At 73.8% G+C, this 20,990-nt stretch carries 16 protein-coding genes and 1 riboswitch; of the genes, 8 read left to right on the top strand and 8 right to left on the bottom strand.

Translation table 11 applies throughout. The features are described from left to right. Positions 1 to 56 precede the first annotated feature (56 nt). Together ACH5AO_RS10200 and ACH5AO_RS10195 are read right to left on the bottom strand one after the other, a co-directional pair. Positions 57 to 878 (bottom strand): PaaX family transcriptional regulator C-terminal domain-containing protein, encoded by an 822-nt coding sequence (locus ACH5AO_RS10200; RefSeq protein ID WP_398923766.1) that lies wholly within the window; start codon positions 876 to 878, stop codon positions 57 to 59. A gap of 35 nt (positions 879 to 913) precedes the next feature. Further along, positions 914 to 2,524, bottom strand: coding sequence for an AMP-binding protein (locus tag ACH5AO_RS10195; RefSeq protein WP_398923764.1), 1,611 nt, complete (start codon positions 2,522 to 2,524; stop codon positions 914 to 916). Positions 2,525 to 2,641: 117 nt separating this feature from the next. Between ACH5AO_RS10195 and ACH5AO_RS10190 the strand changes: the two genes are divergently transcribed. Both ACH5AO_RS10190 and ACH5AO_RS10185 read left to right on the top strand, forming a co-directional pair. Continuing rightward, positions 2,642 to 4,219: an acyl-CoA dehydrogenase family protein gene (locus ACH5AO_RS10190; protein ID WP_398923762.1), complete on the top strand. Its 1,578-nt coding sequence runs from the start codon at positions 2,642 to 2,644 to the stop codon at positions 4,217 to 4,219. Beyond that, on the top strand, positions 4,216 to 4,614 hold the full coding sequence (locus tag ACH5AO_RS10185; RefSeq protein WP_398923760.1) for a RidA family protein: 399 nt from the start codon (positions 4,216 to 4,218) through the stop codon (positions 4,612 to 4,614). Before ACH5AO_RS10190 ends, ACH5AO_RS10185 begins: the two co-directional genes overlap by 4 nt. Before the next feature lie 95 nt (positions 4,615 to 4,709). Here ACH5AO_RS10185 and ACH5AO_RS10180 read toward each other — a convergent pair whose 3' ends face one another. After that, positions 4,710 to 4,904: a DUF5999 family protein gene (locus ACH5AO_RS10180; RefSeq protein WP_398923758.1), complete on the bottom strand. Its 195-nt coding sequence runs from the start codon at positions 4,902 to 4,904 to the stop codon at positions 4,710 to 4,712. 234 nt (positions 4,905 to 5,138) lie between these two features. Between ACH5AO_RS10180 and ACH5AO_RS10175 the strand changes: the two genes are divergently transcribed. Beyond that, the gene (locus ACH5AO_RS10175) at positions 5,139 to 5,609 is read left to right on the top strand and encodes a DUF6299 family protein (RefSeq protein ID WP_398923756.1); all 471 of its coding nucleotides are present in this window, start codon (positions 5,139 to 5,141) and stop codon (positions 5,607 to 5,609) included. A gap of 136 nt (positions 5,610 to 5,745) precedes the next feature. On the opposite strand, the gene ACH5AO_RS10170 is transcribed toward ACH5AO_RS10175, so the two are convergent. Beyond that, positions 5,746 to 6,804, bottom strand: coding sequence for a PucR family transcriptional regulator (locus ACH5AO_RS10170; RefSeq protein WP_398923754.1), 1,059 nt, complete (start codon positions 6,802 to 6,804; stop codon positions 5,746 to 5,748). Between the two features lie 374 nt (positions 6,805 to 7,178). Between ACH5AO_RS10170 and ACH5AO_RS10165 the strand changes: the two genes are divergently transcribed. Together ACH5AO_RS10165 and ACH5AO_RS10160 are read left to right on the top strand one after the other, a co-directional pair. Next, a complete protein-coding gene (locus tag ACH5AO_RS10165) occupies positions 7,179 to 9,224 on the top strand; it encodes a flotillin family protein (RefSeq protein ID WP_398923752.1) in 2,046 nt (681 codons plus the stop codon). A 126-nt stretch (positions 9,225 to 9,350) separates the two neighbouring features. Beyond that, the gene (locus tag ACH5AO_RS10160) at positions 9,351 to 14,300 is read left to right on the top strand and encodes a DNA repair ATPase (RefSeq protein WP_398923750.1); all 4,950 of its coding nucleotides are present in this window, start codon (positions 9,351 to 9,353) and stop codon (positions 14,298 to 14,300) included. A gap of 32 nt (positions 14,301 to 14,332) precedes the next feature. Here ACH5AO_RS10160 and ACH5AO_RS10155 read toward each other — a convergent pair whose 3' ends face one another. The 4 genes from ACH5AO_RS10155 to ACH5AO_RS10140 are packed head-to-tail and all read right to left on the bottom strand — an operon-like array spanning position 14,333 to position 17,051. Then, positions 14,333 to 15,196 carry an energy-coupling factor ABC transporter ATP-binding protein gene (locus ACH5AO_RS10155; RefSeq protein WP_398923748.1) on the bottom strand — a complete coding sequence of 288 codons (864 nt, stop codon included), beginning with the start codon at positions 15,194 to 15,196 and terminating at the stop codon, positions 14,333 to 14,335. Next, entirely contained in the window at positions 15,193 to 15,942 is a 750-nt protein-coding gene (gene cbiQ / locus ACH5AO_RS10150) for a cobalt ECF transporter T component CbiQ (protein WP_398923746.1), read from the bottom strand. The genes ACH5AO_RS10155 and cbiQ overlap by 4 nt, the downstream gene beginning before the upstream one ends. A gap of 6 nt (positions 15,943 to 15,948) precedes the next feature. Continuing rightward, the gene (locus tag ACH5AO_RS10145) at positions 15,949 to 16,335 is read right to left on the bottom strand and encodes an energy-coupling factor ABC transporter substrate-binding protein (protein ID WP_398923744.1); all 387 of its coding nucleotides are present in this window, start codon (positions 16,333 to 16,335) and stop codon (positions 15,949 to 15,951) included. Then, a complete protein-coding gene (locus ACH5AO_RS10140; RefSeq protein WP_398923742.1) occupies positions 16,332 to 17,051 on the bottom strand; it encodes an energy-coupling factor ABC transporter permease in 720 nt (239 codons plus the stop codon). The genes ACH5AO_RS10145 and ACH5AO_RS10140 overlap by 4 nt, the downstream gene beginning before the upstream one ends. A gap of 29 nt (positions 17,052 to 17,080) precedes the next feature. After that, positions 17,081 to 17,264: riboswitch (cobalamin riboswitch) on the bottom strand. 203 nt (positions 17,265 to 17,467) lie between these two features. On the opposite strand from ACH5AO_RS10140, the gene ACH5AO_RS10135 reads away from it, so the two are divergent. From ACH5AO_RS10135 to ACH5AO_RS10125, 3 genes are read left to right on the top strand one after another with little or no spacing between them, the layout of a single operon-like run. Further along, complete coding sequence (locus ACH5AO_RS10135) at positions 17,468 to 19,057, top strand: ABC transporter substrate-binding protein (RefSeq protein WP_398923740.1); 1,590 nt, start codon at positions 17,468 to 17,470, stop codon at positions 19,055 to 19,057. A 20-nt stretch (positions 19,058 to 19,077) separates the two neighbouring features. Then, on the top strand, positions 19,078 to 20,046 hold the full coding sequence (locus ACH5AO_RS10130; RefSeq protein ID WP_398924048.1) for an ABC transporter permease: 969 nt from the start codon (positions 19,078 to 19,080) through the stop codon (positions 20,044 to 20,046). A 50-nt stretch (positions 20,047 to 20,096) separates the two neighbouring features. Continuing rightward, entirely contained in the window at positions 20,097 to 20,984 is an 888-nt protein-coding gene (locus tag ACH5AO_RS10125) for an ABC transporter permease (protein WP_398923738.1), read from the top strand. Positions 20,985 to 20,990: the final 6 nt, after the last annotated feature.

Below are 20,990 nucleotides of genomic sequence, written 5' to 3'. Positions count from 1 at the left end.
TGCGCACGGGGCCCGCACCCCCGTGCGCAGGGCCGGCGGGCGGCTCGTACGGACCGTCACACGCCCACGAACACCGCCCCCGCGTCCCGCAGCCGCTCGTGCAGGGAACGGAAGACGGCCGCCGAGCGGATGCCCGGCCAGTCGGCGGGGAGCAGGGCGGCGGGCAGGCCCGGGTCGGCGTAGGGGAGGTGGCGCCAGGAGTCCAGGGCGAGGAGGTAGTCGCGGTAGGCGTCCTCGGGTGGGGTGTCCGCGCGCCGCTCCCAGGCGCGCAGCACCCGCGCGTGCCGGTCCAGGAACGCCTCGTGCTGCTCGGCGATCCGGGCCAGGTCCCACCAGCGGGCGACCGCCTCCGCGGTGGGCGCGAAGCCCAGGTGCTCGCCGCGGAAGAAGTCGACGTAGGCGTCCAGGCGCAGGCGCTCCAGGCTGTGCCTGGCCTCCTCGTACAGCCGCGCGGGGGCGATCCACACGCCGGGGGCCGCCGTGCCGAAGCCGAGGCCGGACAGCCGGGAGCGCAGCACGTGCCGCTTCTGCCGCTGGGACTCCGGGACGGAGAACACGGCGAGCACCCAGCCCTCGTCCTCCGGCGGATCGGTGGCGTACACGCGCCGGTCACCGTCGTCGAGCAACTGGCGTGCGTCGGGCGAGAGTTCGTATCCGGCCGCGCCCTGTGCGGTACGCGCCGGGAGGAGCAGGCCGCGCCGTTTGAGCCGGGACACCGAGGAGCGGACGGACGGGGCGTCCACGCCGACCGCGGCCAGCAGCCGGATCAGCTCGGCGACGGGCACCGGGCCCGGCACCGAGCGGCCGTACGCGCCGTAGAGCGTGACGATGAGGGATCTCGGAGCGTGGGGGGCTTGCTGGTCGGACACGTTGATCATCTTAAGTCGTATGCGGACGGCGGGATTCCCCAGAGTCACGCGCGGTCGTCCCCGCTCCCGGTGGGGGCGCGCAGCCGGAACCGCTGGAGCTTGCCGGTGGCCGTGCGGGGCAGGGCGTCCAGGAAGACGATCTCCCGCGGGCACTTGTACGGCGCGAGCTCGGACTTCACGAAGGCGCGCAGCGCCTCGGCGTCGCGTTCCGCGCCCTCCTTCAGGACCGTGTACGCCACCACGACCTGGCCGCGCGCCTCGTCCGGCCGCCCGACCACCGCCGCCTCGACCACGTCCGGGTGGCGCAGCAGGGCGTCCTCGACCTCGGGGCCGGCGATGTTGTACCCGGCCGAGATGATCATGTCGTCGGCGCGGGCGACGTACCGGAAGTAGCCGTCGGCGTCACGGACGTAGGTGTCGCCGGTGATGTTCCAGCCGCCGCGCACGTACTCCCGCTGGCGCGGGTCGGCGAGGTAGCGGCAGCCGACGGGGCCGCGCACCGCGAGCAGTCCCGGCTCCCCGTCGGGCACGGGCGTGCCGTCGGCGTCCTGCACGCGCGCCTGCCAGCCGGGGACCGGAACTCCCGTCGTGCCGGGGCGGATCGCCTCGTCGGCGGCGGAGACGAAGATGTGCAGCAGTTCGGTGGCGCCGATGCCGTTGATGATCCGCAGCCCGGTGCGCTCGTGCCAGGCCCGCCAGGTGGCGGCCGGCAGGTTCTCGCCCGCCGAGACGCAGCGGCGCAGCGACGAGACGTCGTGGCCGTCGAGTCCGGCGAGCATCGCGCGGTAGGCGGTGGGCGCGGTGAACAGCACCGACACCCCGTGCTCGGCGATCGCGGCCAGCAGTTGCTCGGGACGCGCCTGTTCGAGGAGCAGCGCGCTCGCCCCGGCCCGCAGCGGGAACACCACCAGGCCGCCGAGGCCGAAGGTGAAGCCCAGCGGGGGACTGCCGGCGAACACGTCGTCCGCGACCGGCTTCAGCACGTGCCGGGAGAAGGTGTCCGCGATCGCCAGCACGTCCCGGTGGACGTGCATGCAGCCCTTGGGGCGTCCGGTGGTGCCGGAGGTGAAGGCGATCAGCGCCACGTCGTCGGCCGCGGTCGGCACGGCCTCGTACGGTGTGCCGGGCGCCGGGCGGTGCAGCAGGTCGCCGGGGGAGTCACCGCCGTAGGTGGTGAGGGAGAGGTCCGGGATCTCCGCCTCGGCGAGGTCGCCGACGGCCCTGACGTCGCACAGGGCGTGGCGCACCCGGGCGATCTCGCAGACGGTGCTCAGCTCGTGCGGGCGGTGCTGGGCCAGTACGGTGACGGCGATCGCGCCCGCCTTCAGCACCGCCAGCCAGCAGGCGGCCAGCCACGGTGTGGTGGGGCCGCGCAGCAGCACCCGGTTGCCGGGGACGACCCCGAGGTCGCCGGTGAGGAGGTGCGCGAGCCGGTCCACGCGGGCGCGCAGCTCGCCGTACGTCCAGGTCGTGCCGTCGGGGGTGCGGAACGCCGGGCGGTCGTCGGGCGGGCCGTGCAGCAGCTCCGCGGCGCAGTTCAGCCGGTCGGGGTAGCGCAGCTCCGGCAGGTCGAAGCGGAGGTCGGGCCACTGGCCGGGTGGCGGGAGGTGGTCGCGGGCGAAGGTGTCGACGTGCGCGGTGGCCCGTGGGTTCATGGCGGTTCGCCCCCTCGGCGTGGTGGGCTCGCATCAGGAGCGTATCGTGTTGGTGACGGCAGTCAACGGTTCGCGATAGCCTCGGGGGCGGCCCGGAGGCGAGGGAAGGGACCGGCGATGACCGCATTCTCGCTCGAACCGGAACGGCTCGCCTGGTGCGCCGAGCTGCGCGCCCTGGCCGCGGAACGCCTGCGGCCGCTCGCCGGGAAGGGTGAACCCGGCCGGGTCGACCGCGCCCTGGTCGCCGAACTGGGCGCCCTCGGCCTGCTCTCCCGCCTGTTCACCTCGGGCGCGCTCGACCTGTGCCTGATGCGGGAGTCCCTGGCCCACGCCTGCACCGAGGCGGAGACCGCCCTGGCCCTGCAGGGCCTCGGCGCCCACCCGGTGCACGCCCACGGCACCCCCGCCCAGCGGGCCCGCTGGCTGCCGGGGGTGAGCGACGGCAGCGTCATCGCGGCGTTCGCGCTCAGCGAGCCGGACGCCGGCTCGGACGCGGCGGCCCTGTCACTCAGGGCGGAGCCGACCGCCCACCCGGCCCCGACGAAGCCACCCGAGCGGGACGCGGCGACGCGGGGCGGGCGCGGTGGGGCGTCGGATGCCTGGATGGGGCCTGCGGGCTCGCCGCGTGGTGCCGGGGTGCCGGATGTTGCGGGGCGGGGCGGGCGCGGTGGGGCGCTGGACGGCTGGACGGGGTCTGCGGGTCCGGCGCGTGGTGCCGGGGCGCCAGGCGCTGCGGTACGGAGCGGGCCGGCTCGTGCGGGGGAGGTCACGACAGGGTCCGGGACGGAATCCCCCGGACCGGCCGCGGGGCCGGATGGCACGGCGTCGGACCACGCCGCGCGGGGCGGCGGACGCGTCGGCACGCGGGGTGAGACGGCGGATGCCGCCGGGGTTCCGGACGCCGCCCCGGTCCTGGATGCCGCCGGGGTTCCGGATACCGCCCCGCTCCCGGAGTCCCTGGCCGCGGACCCCGACGGTCGCTCCGGATGGCGGCTCACCGGGGAGAAGTGCTGGATCTCCAACGCCCCCGACGCCGACTTCTACACCGTCTTCGCCCGCACCACCCCCGGCGCCGGCGCGCGGGGCGTGACCGCCTTCCTGGTCCCCGCCGACCGCCCGGGCCTCACCGGCAGCCGCCTCGACATGCTCTCCCCGCACCCCATCGGCGCCCTCCGCTTCGACGCCGTACCGGTGACCGCCGACGACGTGCTCGGCGAGACCGACCGGGGGTTCCGGGTCGCCATGGACACCCTCAACCTGTTCCGCCCCAGCGTCGGCGCCTTCGCGGTCGGCATGGCGCAGGCCGCCCTGGACGCGACCCTCGCCCACACCGCCCGGCGGGACGCCTTCGGCGGCAAGCTGAAGGACCTCCAGTCCGTCGCCCACCAGGTCGCCGAGATGGCCCTGCGCACGGAGTCCGCCCGGCTCATGGTGTACGCGGCGGCGACGGCGTACGACGCGGGCGCCGACGGCGTCCCTGGGCGTTCCGCGATGGCGAAGCTGCTGGCCACCGAGACCGCGCAGTACGTCGTCGACCGGGCCGTCCAGCTGCACGGTGCCCGTGCCCTGCGACGCGGGCACCTGCTCGAACACCTCTATCGTGAGGTCCGCGCACCCCGCGTCTACGAGGGGGCGAGCGAAGTGCAACGGGGCATCATCGCCAAGGAGTTGTACGGGAACCTGGAGGGCCGGTGACCACCGAGCGCGTCAACCCGCCCGAGCTCTCCCCGCCGGCCGGCTTCTCGCACGCCGTCGTCGCCACCGGCTCCCGGCTGGTGTTCCTGGCCGGCCAGACCGCCCTCGACGCCGACGGCGAGGTGGCCGGCGACACCCTGCCCGAACAGTTCGCGCGGGCCCTCACCAACCTCCTCACCGCCCTGCGCGCGGCCGGCGGCACCCCCGCCGACCTGGCCCGCGTCACCGTCTACGCCACCGACGTGGCCGCGTACCGCAGCCACGCCCGCGAACTCGGCCGCATCTGGCGGGAGTCGGCCGGGCGCGACTACCCGGCGATGGCGGTCGTCGAGGTGGTCCGCCTCTGGGACGAACGAGCCCTGGTCGAACTCGACGGCTTCGCCCTGCTGCCCTGAGCGGCGCGGACCGGCTCAGGCGGTGACCGGCTCAGGCGGTGACCGGCCCAGGCGGTGACCGGCTCAGGCAGCGGCCGCCCCAGGCAGCGGCCGGTTCAGGCGGCGACGGCGAGCCGGTCGGCGGGGAGGCGGTGCGGGGCGATCACCCGGCCGTCGGGGAGCAGTTCGCCGGTGTCGTCGAAGACGATCGCCCCGTCGCACAGCAGGCTCCAGCCCTGCTCGGGGTGGGCGGCCACCACATGTGCGGCGGAGTCATGGGGCCGGGGACAGGAAAACCGGTGGGCACACATGGCGCACCTCCACATGGGTGGAACGATCCGAACAGGTCGTATGCACAGACCATGCCCGGGCCGCACACGCGTCGGAACCGCCCGCCGGGAAACGTGACAGCTCCAGGACATTCCCGGGACGGTTCCCCGACGGCCGCGGCCGACTCGCCACCGAAGGGGTGACGATGACCGGGCCCGGGCCCCGCGCCGGGTACTGGTGGGACTCCTTGTTCCGCTCGTTCCGGGAGGTTCCCCATGTCCGTGCGCCCCGTCCTCGGCGCCGCGGCCGGTTCCGCGCTGCTGCTGCTCGGCTTCGCCGCCGCGGCCCCCTCGTCGGCGTCGGCCGCTTCCTCGCCCGCGTCGGCCGTCCCCTCCGTCCCCGGGGAGTCCGTGACGGTGGACGCGAAGGGCCGGATGGCCGACGGCGCCGTCACCCTCTCCGGTACCTACCGCTGCCTCGGCGGCGACGGACCGGTCTTCGTCAGCTCCTCGGTCGGCCGGTCCGCGTCCGACTCCCACTACTCCGGCGGCGGCACCCGCGCGGTGTGCGACGGCGAGGAGCACCGCTGGGAGGACACCGCGACCGTGCCCGACGGCGCCCTCGAGGCGGGCCGGGCCCACGCCGAGGCCACCCTCGTGGAACTGCGCCCCGGCGGCGTCCTCCTGCTGCCCGCCTTCCACGCGGCCGCGCACCGGGACATCACCCTGGTCGAGGACCGGCCGTAAGGGCGTGTGGCGGCCTCTCCGGGCGGGTCCGCCTCCCGGGCCGGCCCACCACGGCCCCGACCGGCCGTCCCCGAGGGGATGCCCCGGACCGCCGGCCCGGGGAAGTCCACCGCACGCGACCGGACGGGCGCCCCCCTCACGACTCGTCGGCGGGCCAGTCCAGCAGGCGTGCGCCGATCACCGCCGTCTGGAGCATGTAGCGGTGGGACGGGTCCGACGGGTCGGCGCCGGTGAGCTTGTGGATGCGCTCCAGGCGGTAGGTCAGCGCGCGCACGCTCAGCGAGAGCCGCCGGGCCGCCTCCGCGGCGACACAGCCGGAGTCGAAGTACGCGGTGAGCGTGTCCAGGAGGGGCCCGGCACCGCCGCGGGCCGTGGTCAGCGGCCCCAGGGTGTTGTGCACCAGGTCGGCCATCGCCTGGCGGTCGCGGGCCAGTACGGGATAGACGAGCAGGTCGGCGGCGCGCAGCACCGGGTCGTCGAGCCCCATCCGCTCGGCCATCTCCAGTGAGTTCAGGGCCTCCTCGTAGGACTGGACGACACCGCCCGGACCCGGCTGCGGGCGTCCGATGGCGACCTGGCCGCCGTCGGTGGCGGCGTACGCCTGCTTCGCGAAGTACGTGAGCACCTCGCCCTGGTGTCCGGGCGCGACGCACAGCAGCCGCCCGTCCTTGGTGGTGAGCAGGATGCTGCGGTCACCGAACCGGGAGATCAGGGCGCGCTCCACCTGCCGCGGCACCGGGTCGCCCTCGTCGTAGGCGACCGGGCCCCGGGCGACGGCGACCGCGTGCTCGTGGGACAGCCGCAGCCCGAAGCGCTCGGCGCGCTCCGCCAGCCGCCCCAGGTCGCTGCGGCCGTAGAGCAGGTCGTCGATGAACTCCCGGCGCGCGGCCTCCTCCTGACGCACCGCCAGCCGCTGCGCCCGCTCGTACCCCTCGGCGAACGCGTCCACGACCTGCTGTACGGCCGCGAGCGCGCTGTCGGCCGAGTCCGCCCCGCGCGGCCACGCACCGCGGGCGCCGGACAGGTGCGCGCTGACGAGGGAGCGCAGACCGAAACCCGCCTCCGCGGCCCGTTCCCCCAGGGCACGCCGGGAGGCGATCTCGTCGCGGGTGAGGCGCCTGCCCGTGGCCGCGACCTCGGCCAGGATGCGGGCATAGTCTTGGAAATACTCCTCCGGGATCTCCCGTTCCGTCACGCGTTCCCCCCGGTTCTTGACGCTTCCCTGACGCGCCGGTTGTGTCACACCGGCATCAAGACCCTAATGAACATTGCCGGGTTCCGGAAATGTGCGAGCACCCCCCGAGCGGGCAGCATGGTCCGCGGGGAGCACCGCGGACGGTTCCGGTGCCGGGCACCGGCAGGTGCCCGGTCCGGGACCGGGAGGGGGGCGGTGCCGACCCCCGACGTGAGCGGTGAGCAGAGGGGGCGCGCCGGGTGCGGACGGCATCCGTCCGCGCCCGGCGCAGAACCGCGGCGGCCGTCGCGCCGTCTCCTCCTCCACCGGACCTTCACCCGCCTCACCGACGAGGCACCGCTCGACCCACTTTCCAGTCCAGGAGGACGTGTCCCATGGATGCCGCCACCGTGGGCATCGCCGTACTCGCCGGCGTCGCCCTGCTGCTCGTGCTCATCGGCCTGCTCGTCGTCTCCAAACTGTTCCGCAAGGTGGAGCAGGGCAAGGCACTGATCGTCTCCAAGACCCGCAGGGTCGACGTGACCTTCACCGGGTCGGTCGTGCTGCCGGTGCTGCACAAGGCCGAGGTGATGGACATCTCGGTGAAGACCATCGAGATCACCCGGGCCGGCAAGGAAGGCCTGATCTGCCGGGACAACATCCGCGCGGACATCCGCATCACGTTCTTCGTCAAGGTCAACAAGACCGTCGACGACGTCATCAAGGTCGCCCAGGCCGTCGGCACCGCGCGGGCCAGCGACCGCAACACGCTCCAGGAGCTGTTCCACGCGAAGTTCTCCGAGGCGCTGAAGACCGTCGGCAAGCAGCTGGACTTCACCGACCTCTACACCAAGCGCGAGGAACTGCGGTACCGGATCATCGAGGTCATCGGCGTCGACCTGAACGGCTACCACCTCGAGGACGCGGCGATCGACTACCTGGAGCAGACGCCGCTGACCCAGCTCGACCCGGGCAACGTCCTCGACGCGCAGGGCATCCGCAAGATCACCGAGCTGACGGCCGTGGAGCACGTCCGCACCAACGAGGCCCAGCGCAACGAGCAGAAGGAGATCACCCGGCAGGACGTCGACGCGCGCGAGGCGATCCTGGAACTGGAACGCCGGCAGGCCGACGCCGAGATCAAGCAGAAGCGGGAGATCGAGACCGTACGGGCCCGCGAGGAGGCCGAGACCGCGCGGGTGGTGGAGGAGGAGCGGCTGCGCGCGCAGAGCGCCTTCCTGCGCACCGAGGAACAGCTCGGCGTGCAGCGCGAGAACCAGGCCCGTGAGGTCGCCGTCGCCGCCAAGAACCGCGAGCGGGTCATCGCCGTGGAGAGCGAGCGCATCGAGAAGGACCGCCTCCTCGAGGTCATCGCCCGCGAGCGGGAGACCCAGCTGACCCGGATCGCCGCCGACAAGGAGGTCGAGGCGGAGAAGCGGGAGATCGCCGAGGTCGTCCGGGAACGGGTCGCGGTGGACCGTACGGTCGCCGAGCAGGAGGAGTCGATCAAGAAGCTGCGGGCCGTGGAGGAGGCGGAGCGGCAGCGGCAGGCCGTGATCATCGCCGCGGAGGCCGAGGCGCAGGAGAAACTGGTCAAGGACATCAAGGCCGCCGAGGCCGCCGAGCAGGCCGCCACGCACCGTGCCGCCGAGGAACTCACCCTCGCCGAGGCCCGGTTGAAGACCGCCGACCTCGACGCACGGGCCAAGCTGCGGCTGGCCGAGGGCGTCCAGGCGGAGTCCGCGGCCGAGGGACTGGCCGTCGTCCAGGTCCGCGACAAGGAGGCCGACGTCATCGAGAAGGCGGGCCGTGCCGAGGCCGAGGCCACCGAGGCCCGGCTGCGCGCCGAGGCCGAGGGGGCGCGGGCCAAGGCCCTCGCCGACGCGGAGGCCATCGGCAGCAGGCTGCGGGCGGAGGCGGCCGGCCTCACCGAGAAGGCGGCGGCGATGGCCGCCCTCGACGAGGCGTCCCGCGGCCACGAGGAGTACCGGCTGCGGCTGGAGGCCGAGAAGGACATCCGGCTCGCCGGACTGGACGTGCAGCGGCAGGTCGCCGAGGCGCAGGCCACCGTCCTCGCCACCGGACTGGAGAACGCGGACATCAACATCGTCGGCGGGGAGTCGGTGTTCTTCGACCGCCTCGTCTCCTCGATCGCGCTCGGCAAGGGTGTGGACGGCTTCGTCAAGAGCTCCGAGACCGCGCAGGCCCTCGCCGGTCCCTGGCTGGACGGCTCGGCGAGCTTCACCGACGACCTGAGCCGGATCCTCGGCTCCACCTCCACCGCCGACGTGCAGAACCTCACGGTGTCCGCGCTGCTGATGCGGCTGATGCGGCAGGGCGGTGAGAACACCGGACAGCTCGAGGAACTGCTCGCGAAGGCCGGTGGGCCGGGCCCCTCGGACACGCCGCCGGCCGCGCCGGACGGCCGCACCGGGGCCTGACCCCCCTTTGGACGGGAGCCGCCGCACAGGGGACGGCGGCTCCCGTCCGCACCTTCCGAAAGGCAGCCATTGAAGGCCGTACCCCCGAGAGGCAGCCATGACGGCCGTACCTTCCGAGAGGCAGCCATGACCACCGGCACTCACGAGCCCACGAACACGGCACCGCGCCAGACCCCCGACACGGCTCCGCACCAGACCCCCGACACGGGCGACCACCGCACCGCGGCCCACCCGGCGGTCGACGGCGGCGCCTACCAGGTGCTGCGCGACCGCCTCGCCGGCCGGGCCGCCGAACTCGCCCGCCGCGCGGAGGCGCTGAACCGCCGCCGGGCCGAGGAGTTCGGCGCCCCGGAACTGCGCCTCACCGGCACCGAACGGCTGCGCACCGACCGCACCGCCGTCCCCCGCGACATCGTCGCCGTCGGGAACGTCCTGCTCTTCGGCTACGACACCCGGCCCCGCCCGGAGGCCGACACCACCGTGGGCGACGTCCTCGCCCCGCACGACCGCGACCTGAACCGGCTCCCCGACGACGCCGTACCCGGACTCCTCGACGACCCCGGCTTCCTCCGCGAGTTCGCCGCCCTGCACCGCTACTACCGCCAGGCCCGCCTGCTGCGGCTGCGCCGGACCGACGGCAGACTGCTCGCCGTCTTCCAGACCGGTGAGAAGGCCGGCGACATCCGCGTCCTGCGCTGGACGATCCCGGAGGACGGCCGCTCGGCGGTCTTCCTGGACGCGCGCGGCGACCGCGACCACGCCCGCACCCCGCCCGCCGACATCGACTGGACGCCCACCACCCGCGAGGACCACGTCCTCGGCCGCCACCCGCACGTCTCCGTCCGGGGCGAGGTCTTCGTCGACACCCTCGGCGGCACCCTCACCGTCAAGACCGAGAACGACACCGACACCCCCGACGGCATCCACAGCGAACCGGTCGACGAACCCCTGCAGTCCCTCGCCGACGCCGAGATCGCCCACGCCCGCGTCGGCCCCCTGATCCTGCTGCGCGTCCTGCCGTACAAGGAGACCACCCACCGCCACCTGGTCTTCAACACCCTCACCCGGTCCGTCGTCCGCCTCGACGGCATCGGACAGGGCCCCCGCCGGCTCCCCGACGACCAGGGCATCGTCTTCCCCGGCGGCTACTGCCTCGCCACCGGCCCGCACAAGACGTACGAACTCGACACGGACGGCATGGAGTTCGCCCACGAGGTGCGCTCGCCGCACGGCGAGGACGTGCTGTACGTCTTCCACGCACCCGGACGCGGACGCGCGCTGCTGCTGTCGTACAACCTCATCCGCGAGGCGGTCGCCACCCCGATGGCCTGCCACGGCTGGGCCCTGTTCGACGACGGACTCCTCGCCCTGCTGCGCCCCGACGGCGACGACCCCGCCCGCGTCCACCCCGTACAGCTGTGGCACTCGCCCTACGTCTCCGACACCCACGCCGCCGCACAGCCCGTCGGCGAGGGCCCGCTGGCCCGGATCGGCAACGCCGACCTCGTACGCGGCATCTCCGACTGCCTCTCCCTGGCCCGCTCCGTCACCGAGACCACCCCCACCACCGAGGTGTACACCGCCCTGGTGGCCGCCTGCGTCCGCGCACTCGACGCCCACCACTGGCTGGGCGACACCGAACTCGGCGACCTGCGCACACCGCTGGAGGAGATGCGGGCCACCTCCGACCAGGTGCTGGCCGAGTTCGAGACCGTACGCGACCTCACCGCCCGGGCCGCCGAAGCGCTCGACGAGGCGGCGGACCGGATCGCCTCCGTGGTGCGCCGGCTGCGCGGCGAGCAGCCGCGCGAGGCCGCCGCCTGGGTCACCGGACTGACCGAACTCCGCCACGCCCAGGGCCACCTGCTGACCCTGAAGGACATGCGGTACGCGGACCACGCCCGCATCGACGCACTGGCCGACGGGGCCGGAGCCGACCTCGCCTCCTTCGGACAGCGCGCGATCGCCTTCCTGGCCCGCGAGGACGCCTTCGCCGCCCACCACGCGGACGTCGAACGGCTGGCCGCCGACGCCGGGGCGGTCACCACCGCCGCCGAGGCCGCCCCGGTCGCCGCCCGCCTGGACGAACTGGCCGACGGACTGCGCACGGTGACCGAGGTGGTCGCCGGACTCGACATCGCCGACACCACCGTCCGTACGACCGTCCTGGAGCGGATCGCCGAGGCGACGGGCGGCGTCAACCGCGCCCGCGCCACCCTCGACGCCCGCCGCCGGTCCCTCCTCGACCGGGAGGCGCGCGCCGGTTTCGCCGCCGAGCTCTCCCTCCTCGGCCAGACGGTCACCGGCGCCCTCGCGGCGGCGGACACCCCGGAGACCTGCGACGAGCAACTGACCCGCGTACTGGCCCAGCTGGAGGCTCTGGAGTCCCGGTTCGCCGAGTTCGACGACGTCCTCGGCGAGCTCGCCGACCGGCGCACCGAAGTCTACGAGGCGTTCTCCGCCCGCAAGCAGAGCCTCTCCGACGCCCTGGCCCGCCGCGCCGAGCAGCTCGTGTCCGCCGCCGCCCGCGTACTGGAGACGGTCACGCGGCGCAGCGCCACGCTCCCCGACGCCGACGCGGTGAGCACCTACTTCGCCTCCGACCCGCTCGTCGCCAAGGTCCGCCGCACCGCCGACGAACTGCGCGGACTCGGCGACCGCGTCCGCGCCGAGGAACTCGACGGACGGCTGCGCTCCGCCCGCCAGGAGGCCGCCCGCGCCCTGCGCGACCGCACCGACCTCTACGCGGAGGGCGGACGCGCCCTCCGCCTGGGCGGCCACCGGTTCGCCGTCTCCACCCAGCCCTTCGACCTCACCGTCGTCCCGCACGGCGACGGCCTCGCGCTCGCCCTCACCGGCACCGACTACCGCGCCCCCGTCACCGACCCCGCCCTCCTCGCCGCCCGCCCGCTCTGGAACCGGCACCTGCCCTCCGAGTCACCCGAGGTCTACCGCGCCGAACACCTCGCCGCCCGCCTGCTGCACACGCCCGGCCCCGACGCCCTGACCGGCACCGGCGACCTCGCCGCCCTGGTCCGCCGGACCGCCGAGGAGGCGTACGACGAGGGGTACGAACGGGGCGTCCACGACCACGACGCCACCGCGATCCTCACCGCCCTCCTGCCCCTGTACGACGGCGCGGGCCCACTGCGCCACGAGCCCGCCGTCCGCGCCCACACCCTGCTGTACTGGACGCACGGCACCACCGACCGGGAACGCGCCGACCTCACCCGCCGCGCCCGCTCCCTGGCCCGCGTCCGCGACGCCTTCGGCCCGCCGCCCGCCCTCGACGCGCTGCGCACGGAACTCGCGGGGGCCGTACGCGCCTGGGACGAGGACGCCGCCGTCCGCCCCGAGGCCTGCGCCGCGTACCTCTTCGACGAACTCACCACAGGACCCGAGGGCTTCGTCATCGGCGCCCGCACCCGCGCCCTGCTCGACGCCTTCCACCGCACGGTCACCACCGAGGCGTACGACGACGACCTCACCGCCCTCACGGACCTCACCGCCCGCCGCCAACTGGCCGAGGCCTGGTTGACCGCGTACGCCGCGACCACCGGGGACGCACCGACCGCCGGCGACCTCGCCGAGGCCGTGGCCGCCGAACTCTGCCCGGACACACCCCGCCACACCTCGAACGCGCCCCTGACCGTCACCGTGGACGGCCTGCTCGGCACCCACCCCCGGATCACCGACCGCCGCCTCACCCTCCGCCTGGACGAGTTCCTCGCCCGCACCGAGGAGTTCAGGCAGCGCGACGTACCCGCCTTCCGCGCCTTCCAGCGCCGCCGCACCGCCCTGGTGGCCGCCGAGCGCACCCGGCTGCGCCTGGACGACCACCGGCCGCGCGTGATGGCGACGTTCGTCCGCAACCGCCTGGTCGACGAGGTCTACCTCCCGCTGGTCGGCGACAGCCTCGCCAAACAGCTCGGCACCACCGGCGAGTCCGGCCGCACCGGCACCGGCGGCCTGCTGCTGCTCGTCTCCCCGCCCGGCTACGGCAAGACGACCCTCATGGAGTACGTCGCCGACCGCCTCGGCCTGGTCCTGGTGAAGATCAGCGGCCCCGCCCTCGGCCACGCGGTCACCTCGCTCGACCCGGCCGAGGCACCGAACGCCACCGCCCGCCAGGAGATCGAGAAGATCAACTTCGCGCTGGCGGCCGGCAACAACACCCTCCTGTACCTCGACGACATCCAGCACACCTCACCCGAACTGCTCCAGAAGTTCATCCCGCTGTGCGACGCCACGCGCCGGATGGAGGGCGTGTGGGAGGGCGAACCGCGCACCTACGACCTGCGCGGGAAACGGTTCGCCGTCTGCATGGCCGGCAACCCCTACACCGAGTCCGGCGACGCCTTCCGGATCCCGGACATGCTGGCCAACCGCGCCGACGTGTGGAACCTCGGCGACGTCCTCACCGGCAAGGAGGACGCCTTCGCGCTCAGCTTCGTGGAGAACGCCCTCACCGCCAACCCGGTCCTCGCCCCGCTCGCCGGCCGCGACCGCGCCGACCTCGACCTGCTGATCCGCCTCGCCGGGAACGACCCCACCGCCCGCGCCGACCGCCTCACCCACCCCTACGCCCCCACCGAACTGGACCGCGTCCTGGCGGTGCTGCGCCACCTGCTCACCGCCCGCCGCACGGTCCTCGCCGTCAACGCGGCGTACATCGCCTCCGCCGCCCGGTCCGACGACGCCCGCACCGAGCCCCCGTTCCGGCTCCAGGGCTCCTACCGCAACATGAACAAGATCGCCCAGCGGATCCAGCCCGTCATGAACGACACCGAACTGGCCGCCGTCATCGACGACCACTACAAGGGCGAGGCCCAGACCCTCACCACGGGCGCCGAGGCGAACCTCCTCAAACTCGCCGAACTGCGCGGCACGCTCACCGCCGAACAGGCGGCCCGCTGGACCGAGGTGAAGTCCGCCCACGTCCGCACCCTCACCCTGGGCGCCCCCGACGAGGACGCCCTGTCCCGCGCGGTCGCCGCCCTCGCCCTCCTCGCCGACCGCATCGCCGCCGTCGAGTCGGCCATCACCCGCGCCGCGGACCCGCGCCGGCTTCCATGAGGCACCGACGGGCCGCCCGCGCCCCGGTGACCTCACGGGACGTGCGCGTCATCGCCGCCGGCGGACGCGGTCACCAGGGCCGCGAGCTCCTCCGGGCAGCGGGGGCCGGTCGCCGACCCGGTCACCAGCCCCTGCGCCCGCAGCAGCCGGGTGACCGCCACTCCCCACGGCAGCCGCAGCCCCGCCGCCGCGAGGAGGTCCGTGCGGGCCAGCACGTCGGGCGCCGGGCCGGTGTGCGCGCCCGACGGGGTGAGCAGGGTCGCGTCGTCGGCCCAGCGCAGGGCGAGGTCCACGTCGTGGGTGGCCATGACGACCGTCGTGCCGTTCTCGCGCAGGCCGTCGAGGGTGGCGAGCAGGCGTTCCTGGCCGTCGGGGTCGAGGCCCGCCGTCGGCTCGTCCAGGATCAGCACGCGGGGCCGCATGGCGACCGCGCCCGCGATCGCCGTCCGCTTGCGCTGCCCGTAGGACAGCAGGTGGGTGGGACGGTCGGCGAGGGCGGTGATGTCCAGCGCGGCGAGCGACTCCGCCACCCGGGCGCGCACCTCCGTGTCGGACAGGCCGAGGTTGAGCGGCCCGAACGACACGTCCTGGCCGACCGACGCCGCGAACAACTGGTCGTCGGGGTCCTGCACCACCAGCTGCACGGTGGTGCGCAGCGCCGTCAGGCCTTTGCGGTCGTAGCGCACCGGCCGGCCCTCGACGGTCAACTCGCCTCTGTCTGGGCGCAGTCCGCCGCTGAGCAGCCGCATCAGCGTCGTCTTGCCGCTGCCGTTGCGTCCCAGGAGCGCCAGCGCGCGCCCCTCGCGCACCTCGAAGTCCAGGCCGTCGAGCACGGGCGGGCCGTCCTCGTACGCGAACGACGCGCCCCGCAGGGCCAGCAGCACGGACTCACTCACGGCAGTCGCCTTTCCAGTACGAGGGTGAGGGCGGCCAGCGCCGCGAGGAGCGCCACGCTCGCGGCCGTGAACCGGACGGAGACGCGGGCCTCGGGCACCAGCACGCGCAGGGTGCCGTCGTAGCCGCGTCCGGCGAGCCCCGTCTGCAGCCGCGCCGCCCGGTCGAAGGACCGGACGAACGCGGTCGCGCCGAGCCCGCCCAGCGAACGCCACGTCGCCGCCCGGCTGGTGTGCCCGAGCCGGGCCGCCTGCGCCTGGCCGACGCGGCGCACCGAGTCCAGCAGCAGGAAGCTCATCCGGTACGTCACCAGCGCCACGTCCACGAGCGGGGCCGGCACCCCGGCCCGCACCAGGCGCGGCAGCAGATCCGACATGGGCGTGGTGAAGGCGAACAGCAGCACGCCCAGCGAGGCCGCCGACGTGCGCAGCATCAACTCACCGGCGCGCGGCGGCCCGTCCTCGGCCCAGGAGACGAATCCGCCCGGTCCGCCCACCCGCACCAGCAGCGTCAGCGCCCCGGTGACGCAGAAGCCCAGCGGCACCCGGTACGCCCGCCACAGCCGCCGGCCCGGCACCCCTGCCGGGCCGAGCAGCACCGCGAGCGCCGTCACCAGCACCAGGGCCGCGCCCGGCCAGGGCGGCAGCGAGATCGCGAGCACGGTGAGGCCCAGTCCCAGCACGGCCTTGTCCACGGGATGGCGGTGGCGCCAGCGGCTGCCGTGCGCCGCCGCGTCGATCGGCAGCACGTGCCGTCAGACCCGTCGCCGTTCGGAGACGGCCCCGGCCTCGGCGTCCGCGTCCGTGTCCGCGTTCGTCTCCGTCCGCAGTCGCTCCAGCGCCCGCGCCTCCCCCTGACGCCGCCCGCGCCGTACTCCGAAGTAGTACGCGAGGACGCCCGCGCCGATCGCCGCCTGGAGGGCGAACAGCGCCGACTCGATCTCCCCGGACGGCGGTTCGTACAGGGGTGAGAACCACGGCTCGTAGTCCGGGTCGATCTCGGTGATCGCCGTCTCCGCCTCGGCGTCCGCGCCGGCGAAGGGCTCCTCCTTGTGGTCGCCGAGTCCGAACACCAGCGGGAGCACGGCGAGCGCGGCGACGAGCGCCAGCAGCAGCGTGTTGATCTTCGCGTTGCGGCTCATCGGGCCACCGCCTCCGCCGAGTCGGACGACTTCGCCGTCTTCCGCCCGGCCGCCGACGTCACCAGCACCCCGAGCCGCGTCAGCTCGCCCTTGCTCGACTGCACCAGCATGCGCATCACCAGCACGGTCAGCAGCCCCTCGCTCACCGCGAGCGGGATCTGCGTCACGGCGAAGATGGAGCCGAACTTGCCCAGCGCGCCCCAGAATCCGCTCCCCGGGTCGGGGAAGGCGAGCGCCAGCTGCACGCTCGTCACGCAGTACGTCGACAGGTCGGCGACGAACGCGCCGCAGAACACCGTCACCATCAGCGGCACGTCGTACCGGCGCAGCAGCCGGTAGACCCCGTACCCGGCCCAGGGGCCGACGACCGCCATCGAGAAGACGTTGGCGCCCAGCGTGGTCAGCCCGCCGTGGGCGAGCAGCAGCGCCTGGAACAGCAGGGTGATGGTGCCCAGCACCGCCATGACCGGCGGCCGGAACAGGATCGCGCCGAGCCCCGTGCCGGTGGGGTGGGAGCAACTCCCGGTGACGGACGGCAGTTTCAGTGCGGACAGGACGAACGTGAACGCTCCCGACGCGCCCATCAGCAGGGTGCTCTCGGGATGTTCCCGTACCTCACGGACGAGCGACCGGGCTCCGTGGACGACGAACGGCGCCGACGCGACGCCCCAGGCGACCGCGTGCGCCGGTGGCAGAAAACCCTCGGCTATGTGCATGGCTCAGCAGACCCTCTCCAGCACCTCGTGGATGGTTGACGCGCCTTGGCCGGTCTCCTGGCTGACGGGTACCACCGCCCGTGCTCCGCCTTCCCGGGTCCCGAGGGACCCAGTGGCCGTCCATGAGGACTGGAGCCGGACTTCCCGATCACAGTGGCGAGGGCCGCACCGGTATCGCACCGATTTCCCGTCACCAAGGCGTGGTGACAGTAGTGCCCGTTCCGGTCCGGTGACAAGCGGCCACCGGGGGCGCGCGGACGGCGCCCGGCGGCTCACGCCCTGGCGCGCACCTGCGCACTTGACACGAGCGGCACCCCCTGCCGGGGGCGGGGGAGTGAGGGGCCGGTGTCCTGGGCAGTACCTTGCTGCAATTAATATGCAACAACGATTTTCAGGCATAAGGAATGTGAGGTTCGATGACGACCCGACGAATACGGGGTACCGCCGCCGCGCTCGCGATGGCCGGTGCGGTCGCCGCCTGCTCGGCGCCGGGCGACGGCGGCGCGGACGGCGGGGCGTCCGCGGATTCCGTCGTGATCGGGGTCCCGTCCGAACCGGACACCCTCAGCCCGCTGCTCGGCTACGGCAAGGACGGCAACTCCAAGATCTTCGACGGACTCCTCGCCCGCGACGCCGACATGAGGCTGAAGCCGGCCCTGGCGAAGGCGCTCCCCGAGATCACCGACGGCGGCCGCACCTACACCTACACCCTGCGCGACGGCGTGAAGTTCAGCGACGGCGAGCCGCTCACCGCCGACGACGTGGTCTTCACGTACGACACCGTGCTGGACGAGAAGACCAACAACACCGCCAAGAGCGAACTGGACGCCGTCAAGGACGTCCGGGCCGACGGCGACGACAAGGTCGTCTTCACCCTCGACTACCCCTACGCGGCCTTCGCCGCCCGCACCGTGCTGCCCATCGTCCCCGAGCACATAGCGGGCGAGCAGGACCCCAACACCGGCCCGTTCAACACCAAGCCGGTCGGCACCGGACCGTACGTCCTCACCGGCTGGAGCAAGGGCGAGAAGCTCACCTTCAAGGCCAATCCGGACTACTGGGGCGGCGCCCCGAAGGTGAAAAAGCTCACCATGGCGATCATCGCCGACGACGACGTCCGCGCCACCCGGCTGCGCTCCGGCGACCTCGACGGCGCGACCCTCCCGCCCAACCTGGCCGCCACCTTCAAGGACGACGACGGGAAGAAGACGTACAAGGCGACGTCGTACGACTTCCGCGCCGTCACCCTCCCCACCGGCAACCCCGTCGCCGGCGACACCGCGATCCGCCGCGCCCTGGACCTCGCCGTGGACCGCGAGACCATGGTCGACAAGATCCTCGACGGCGCCGGCCGCCCCGCCTACGGTCCGCTGCCCGTCGACGACCCCTGGTTCGCCGAGGACGTCGAACGCCCCCAGGACCTCGGCAAGGCCAAGGGCATCCTCGACGAGGCCGGCTGGAAGACCGGAAAGGACGGCATCCGCGCCAAGGACGGCCGCCCCGCCCGCTTCACCCTCTACTACCCCTCCGGCGACAAGGTCCGCCAGGACCACGCCCTCGCCTACGCCTCCGACGCCAAGAAGGCCGGCATCGACGTCAAGGTGGAGAGCGCCACCTGGGAGGTCATCGAACCCCGGATGAAGCACGACGCCGTCCTCGCCGGCTTCGGCAGCACCGGCGACCCCGACTTCGGCCTCTACACGCTCCTGCACTCCTCCCTCGCCGGCGACGGCTTCAACAACATGGCCCTCTACGACAACCCGGCCGTCGACGAGGCCCTCGACACCGGCCGCCGCGGCCAGGACCCGAAGGACCGCGAGGCCGCCTACGACACCCTCCAGCGCGAACTGGTGAAGAACCCCGGCTACACCTTCCTCACCCACATCGACCACATGTACGTCCTCGCCGACCGCTGGAAGGACCTCACCACCCAGACCGAACCCCACGAGCACGGCTTCGCCAGCGGCCCCTGGTGGAACGTCGAGGACTGGCAGCCCGCCGCATGACCACCCTCCCCTGGGGAGAGATGACCCGGCTCACGGCACGGCGGGCCCTGTTCGCCGTGCCCGTGCTGCTGGTCGTCACCTTCGGCGTGTTCGCCGTCGCCGCCGCCTCCCCCTTCGACCCCGTCAAGGCGTACGCCGGTACCGCCGCGCTAGGCGCCGACCAGGAGACCCTGGACCGGCTGCGCGAGAACCTCGGCGTGGACCGGCCGTTCACCGCCCGCTGGTGGGACTGGCTGACCTCCGCGTTCGGCGGCGACCTCGGCCAGTCCACCGTCATGCGCCAGCCCGTCGCCGAGGTCATCGGCGAACGCCTGGTCTGGTCGGCCCTGCTGTGCGCCGTCGCGTTCGCCGTCGCCGTGCTGCTCGGCACCGTGCTCGGCGTGCTCGCCGCCCGCCGCCCCGGCTCGCTCCTCGACCGTACGGTCACCTCCCTCGCGTACGCCCTGGAGGCCGCCCCGGTCTTCTGGATCGCCCTGCTCGCCGTCTGGCTGTTCGCCCTCGAGCTGGACGTCCTCCCGGCCGGCGGCCTCACCGACACCGGAAGCGAACAGGTCACCTTCGGCCAGGTCACGAGCCACCTGGTGCTGCCCGCCGGCGTCCTCGCCGTCTCCCAGCTGCCCTGGTTCACCCTCTACGTCCGACAGGGCGTCGGCGACGCCCTCGCGGAGGACCCCGTGCGCGGCGCCCGCGCCCGCGGCCTGAGCGAACGCACCGTCCTGCTCGGCCACGCCCTGCGCTCCGGACTGCTGCCCGTCCTCACCCTGATCGGCTCCCGCGTCCCCGAACTCATCACCGGCGCCCTGCTGGTGGAGACGGTGTTCAGCTGGCCGGGCATCGCCGCGGCCACCGTGGAGGCGGCCACCTCCGTGGACTTCCCGCTCCTCGCCGCGCTGACCACCCTCGCCACCGCCGCCGTCCTCGCCGGGAACCTCCTCGCCGACCTGCTCTACGGACTGATCGACCCGAGGGTGAAGCTGAATGAGATGTGACTCCCATGGACGTGCCACCCATGGACGTGACCCCCATGGAGGCAACCCCCATGGCCGCTGACACCACCACCGTGACGAAGACGGTGTGGCGGGAACACGGCACCGCCCGCCGTTCCACCCACACCCTGCGGCTGTACGTCTCCGCCGGACTCGTCGCCGTGACCGTCCTCGCGGTGCTCCTCGTCCCCCCGCTGGTCCGGCTCGACCAGCAGGCCGTCGACCTCGCCGCCAAACTCCTGCCACCGTCCTGGTCCCACCCCTTCGGCACCGACGACGTGGGCCGCGACCTGCTGCTGCGCTGCGTGTACGGGCTCCGGGTCTCCCTGCTCGTGGGCGTGGTGGCCGCGCTCACCGCCACCGTGATCGGCACCGCCGTCGGCGCCGCCGCCGGCGCGCTCGGCGGCTGGACCGACCGCGCGGTCATGCGCCTGGTCGACACCTTCTCCTCCGTACCGCACCTGCTGCTCGGCGTCTTCATCGTCGCCATGTTCCGGCCGGGCGTCTGGCCGGTGGTGGTCTCCGTCGGCCTCACCCACTGGCTGTCCACCGCCCGCATCGTCCGCGCCGAGGTCCTCTCGCTGCGCTCCCGCCCGTACATCGACGCGGCCGTCTCCGGCGGCGCCTCCCGGTGGCGGGTCGTCGTCCGGCACCTGCTGCCCGGTGTGCTGCCCCAGGCCGGTCTCGCCGCCGTCCTCATGGTGCCGCACGCCATGTGGCACGAGTCGGCCCTGTCCTTCCTCGGCCTCGGCCTGCCCGCCCACACCGCCAGCCTCGGCACCCTCATCCAGGGCGCCCGCGGCTCCCTGCTCGCCGGACAGTGGTGGCCGACCCTCTTCCCCGGCCTGTTCCTGATCATCCCGACCCTCGCCATCGCCGGCCTCGCCGGTGTCTGGCGGGAGCGGATCAACCCCCGCCGCCGATCGGAGCTGACGCTGTGACGACCG

It is taken from the genome of Streptomyces sp. NPDC018964 (genome assembly GCF_044390325.1).
Classification (GTDB): Bacteria; Actinomycetota; Actinomycetes; order Streptomycetales; family Streptomycetaceae; genus Streptomyces.
Note: the sequence above shows the minus strand (reverse complement) of the source record. Positions and strands in the feature narration are given on the sequence as shown.

Excerpts from the sequence above, each read along its gene's own strand:
- ACH5AO_RS10200 (WP_398923766.1), bottom strand. The coding sequence starts at position 878 with ATGATCAACGTGTCCGACCAGCAAGCCCCCCACGCTCCGAGATCCCTC.
- ACH5AO_RS10195 (WP_398923764.1), bottom strand. The coding sequence starts at position 2,524 with ATGAACCCACGGGCCACCGCGCACGTCGACACCTTCGCCCGCGACCAC.
- ACH5AO_RS10190 (WP_398923762.1), top strand. The coding sequence starts at position 2,642 with ATGACCGCATTCTCGCTCGAACCGGAACGGCTCGCCTGGTGCGCCGAG.
- ACH5AO_RS10180 (WP_398923758.1), bottom strand. The coding sequence starts at position 4,904 with ATGTGTGCCCACCGGTTTTCCTGTCCCCGGCCCCATGACTCCGCCGCA.
- ACH5AO_RS10175 (WP_398923756.1), top strand. The coding sequence starts at position 5,139 with ATGTCCGTGCGCCCCGTCCTCGGCGCCGCGGCCGGTTCCGCGCTGCTG.
- ACH5AO_RS10165 (WP_398923752.1), top strand. The coding sequence starts at position 7,179 with ATGGATGCCGCCACCGTGGGCATCGCCGTACTCGCCGGCGTCGCCCTG.
- ACH5AO_RS10160 (WP_398923750.1), top strand. The coding sequence starts at position 9,351 with ATGACCACCGGCACTCACGAGCCCACGAACACGGCACCGCGCCAGACC.
- ACH5AO_RS10145 (WP_398923744.1), bottom strand. The coding sequence starts at position 16,335 with ATGAGCCGCAACGCGAAGATCAACACGCTGCTGCTGGCGCTCGTCGCC.
- ACH5AO_RS10140 (WP_398923742.1), bottom strand. The coding sequence starts at position 17,051 with ATGCACATAGCCGAGGGTTTTCTGCCACCGGCGCACGCGGTCGCCTGG.
- ACH5AO_RS10135 (WP_398923740.1), top strand. The coding sequence starts at position 17,468 with ATGACGACCCGACGAATACGGGGTACCGCCGCCGCGCTCGCGATGGCC.
- ACH5AO_RS10130 (WP_398924048.1), top strand. The coding sequence starts at position 19,078 with ATGACCCGGCTCACGGCACGGCGGGCCCTGTTCGCCGTGCCCGTGCTG.
- ACH5AO_RS10125 (WP_398923738.1), top strand. The coding sequence starts at position 20,097 with ATGGCCGCTGACACCACCACCGTGACGAAGACGGTGTGGCGGGAACAC.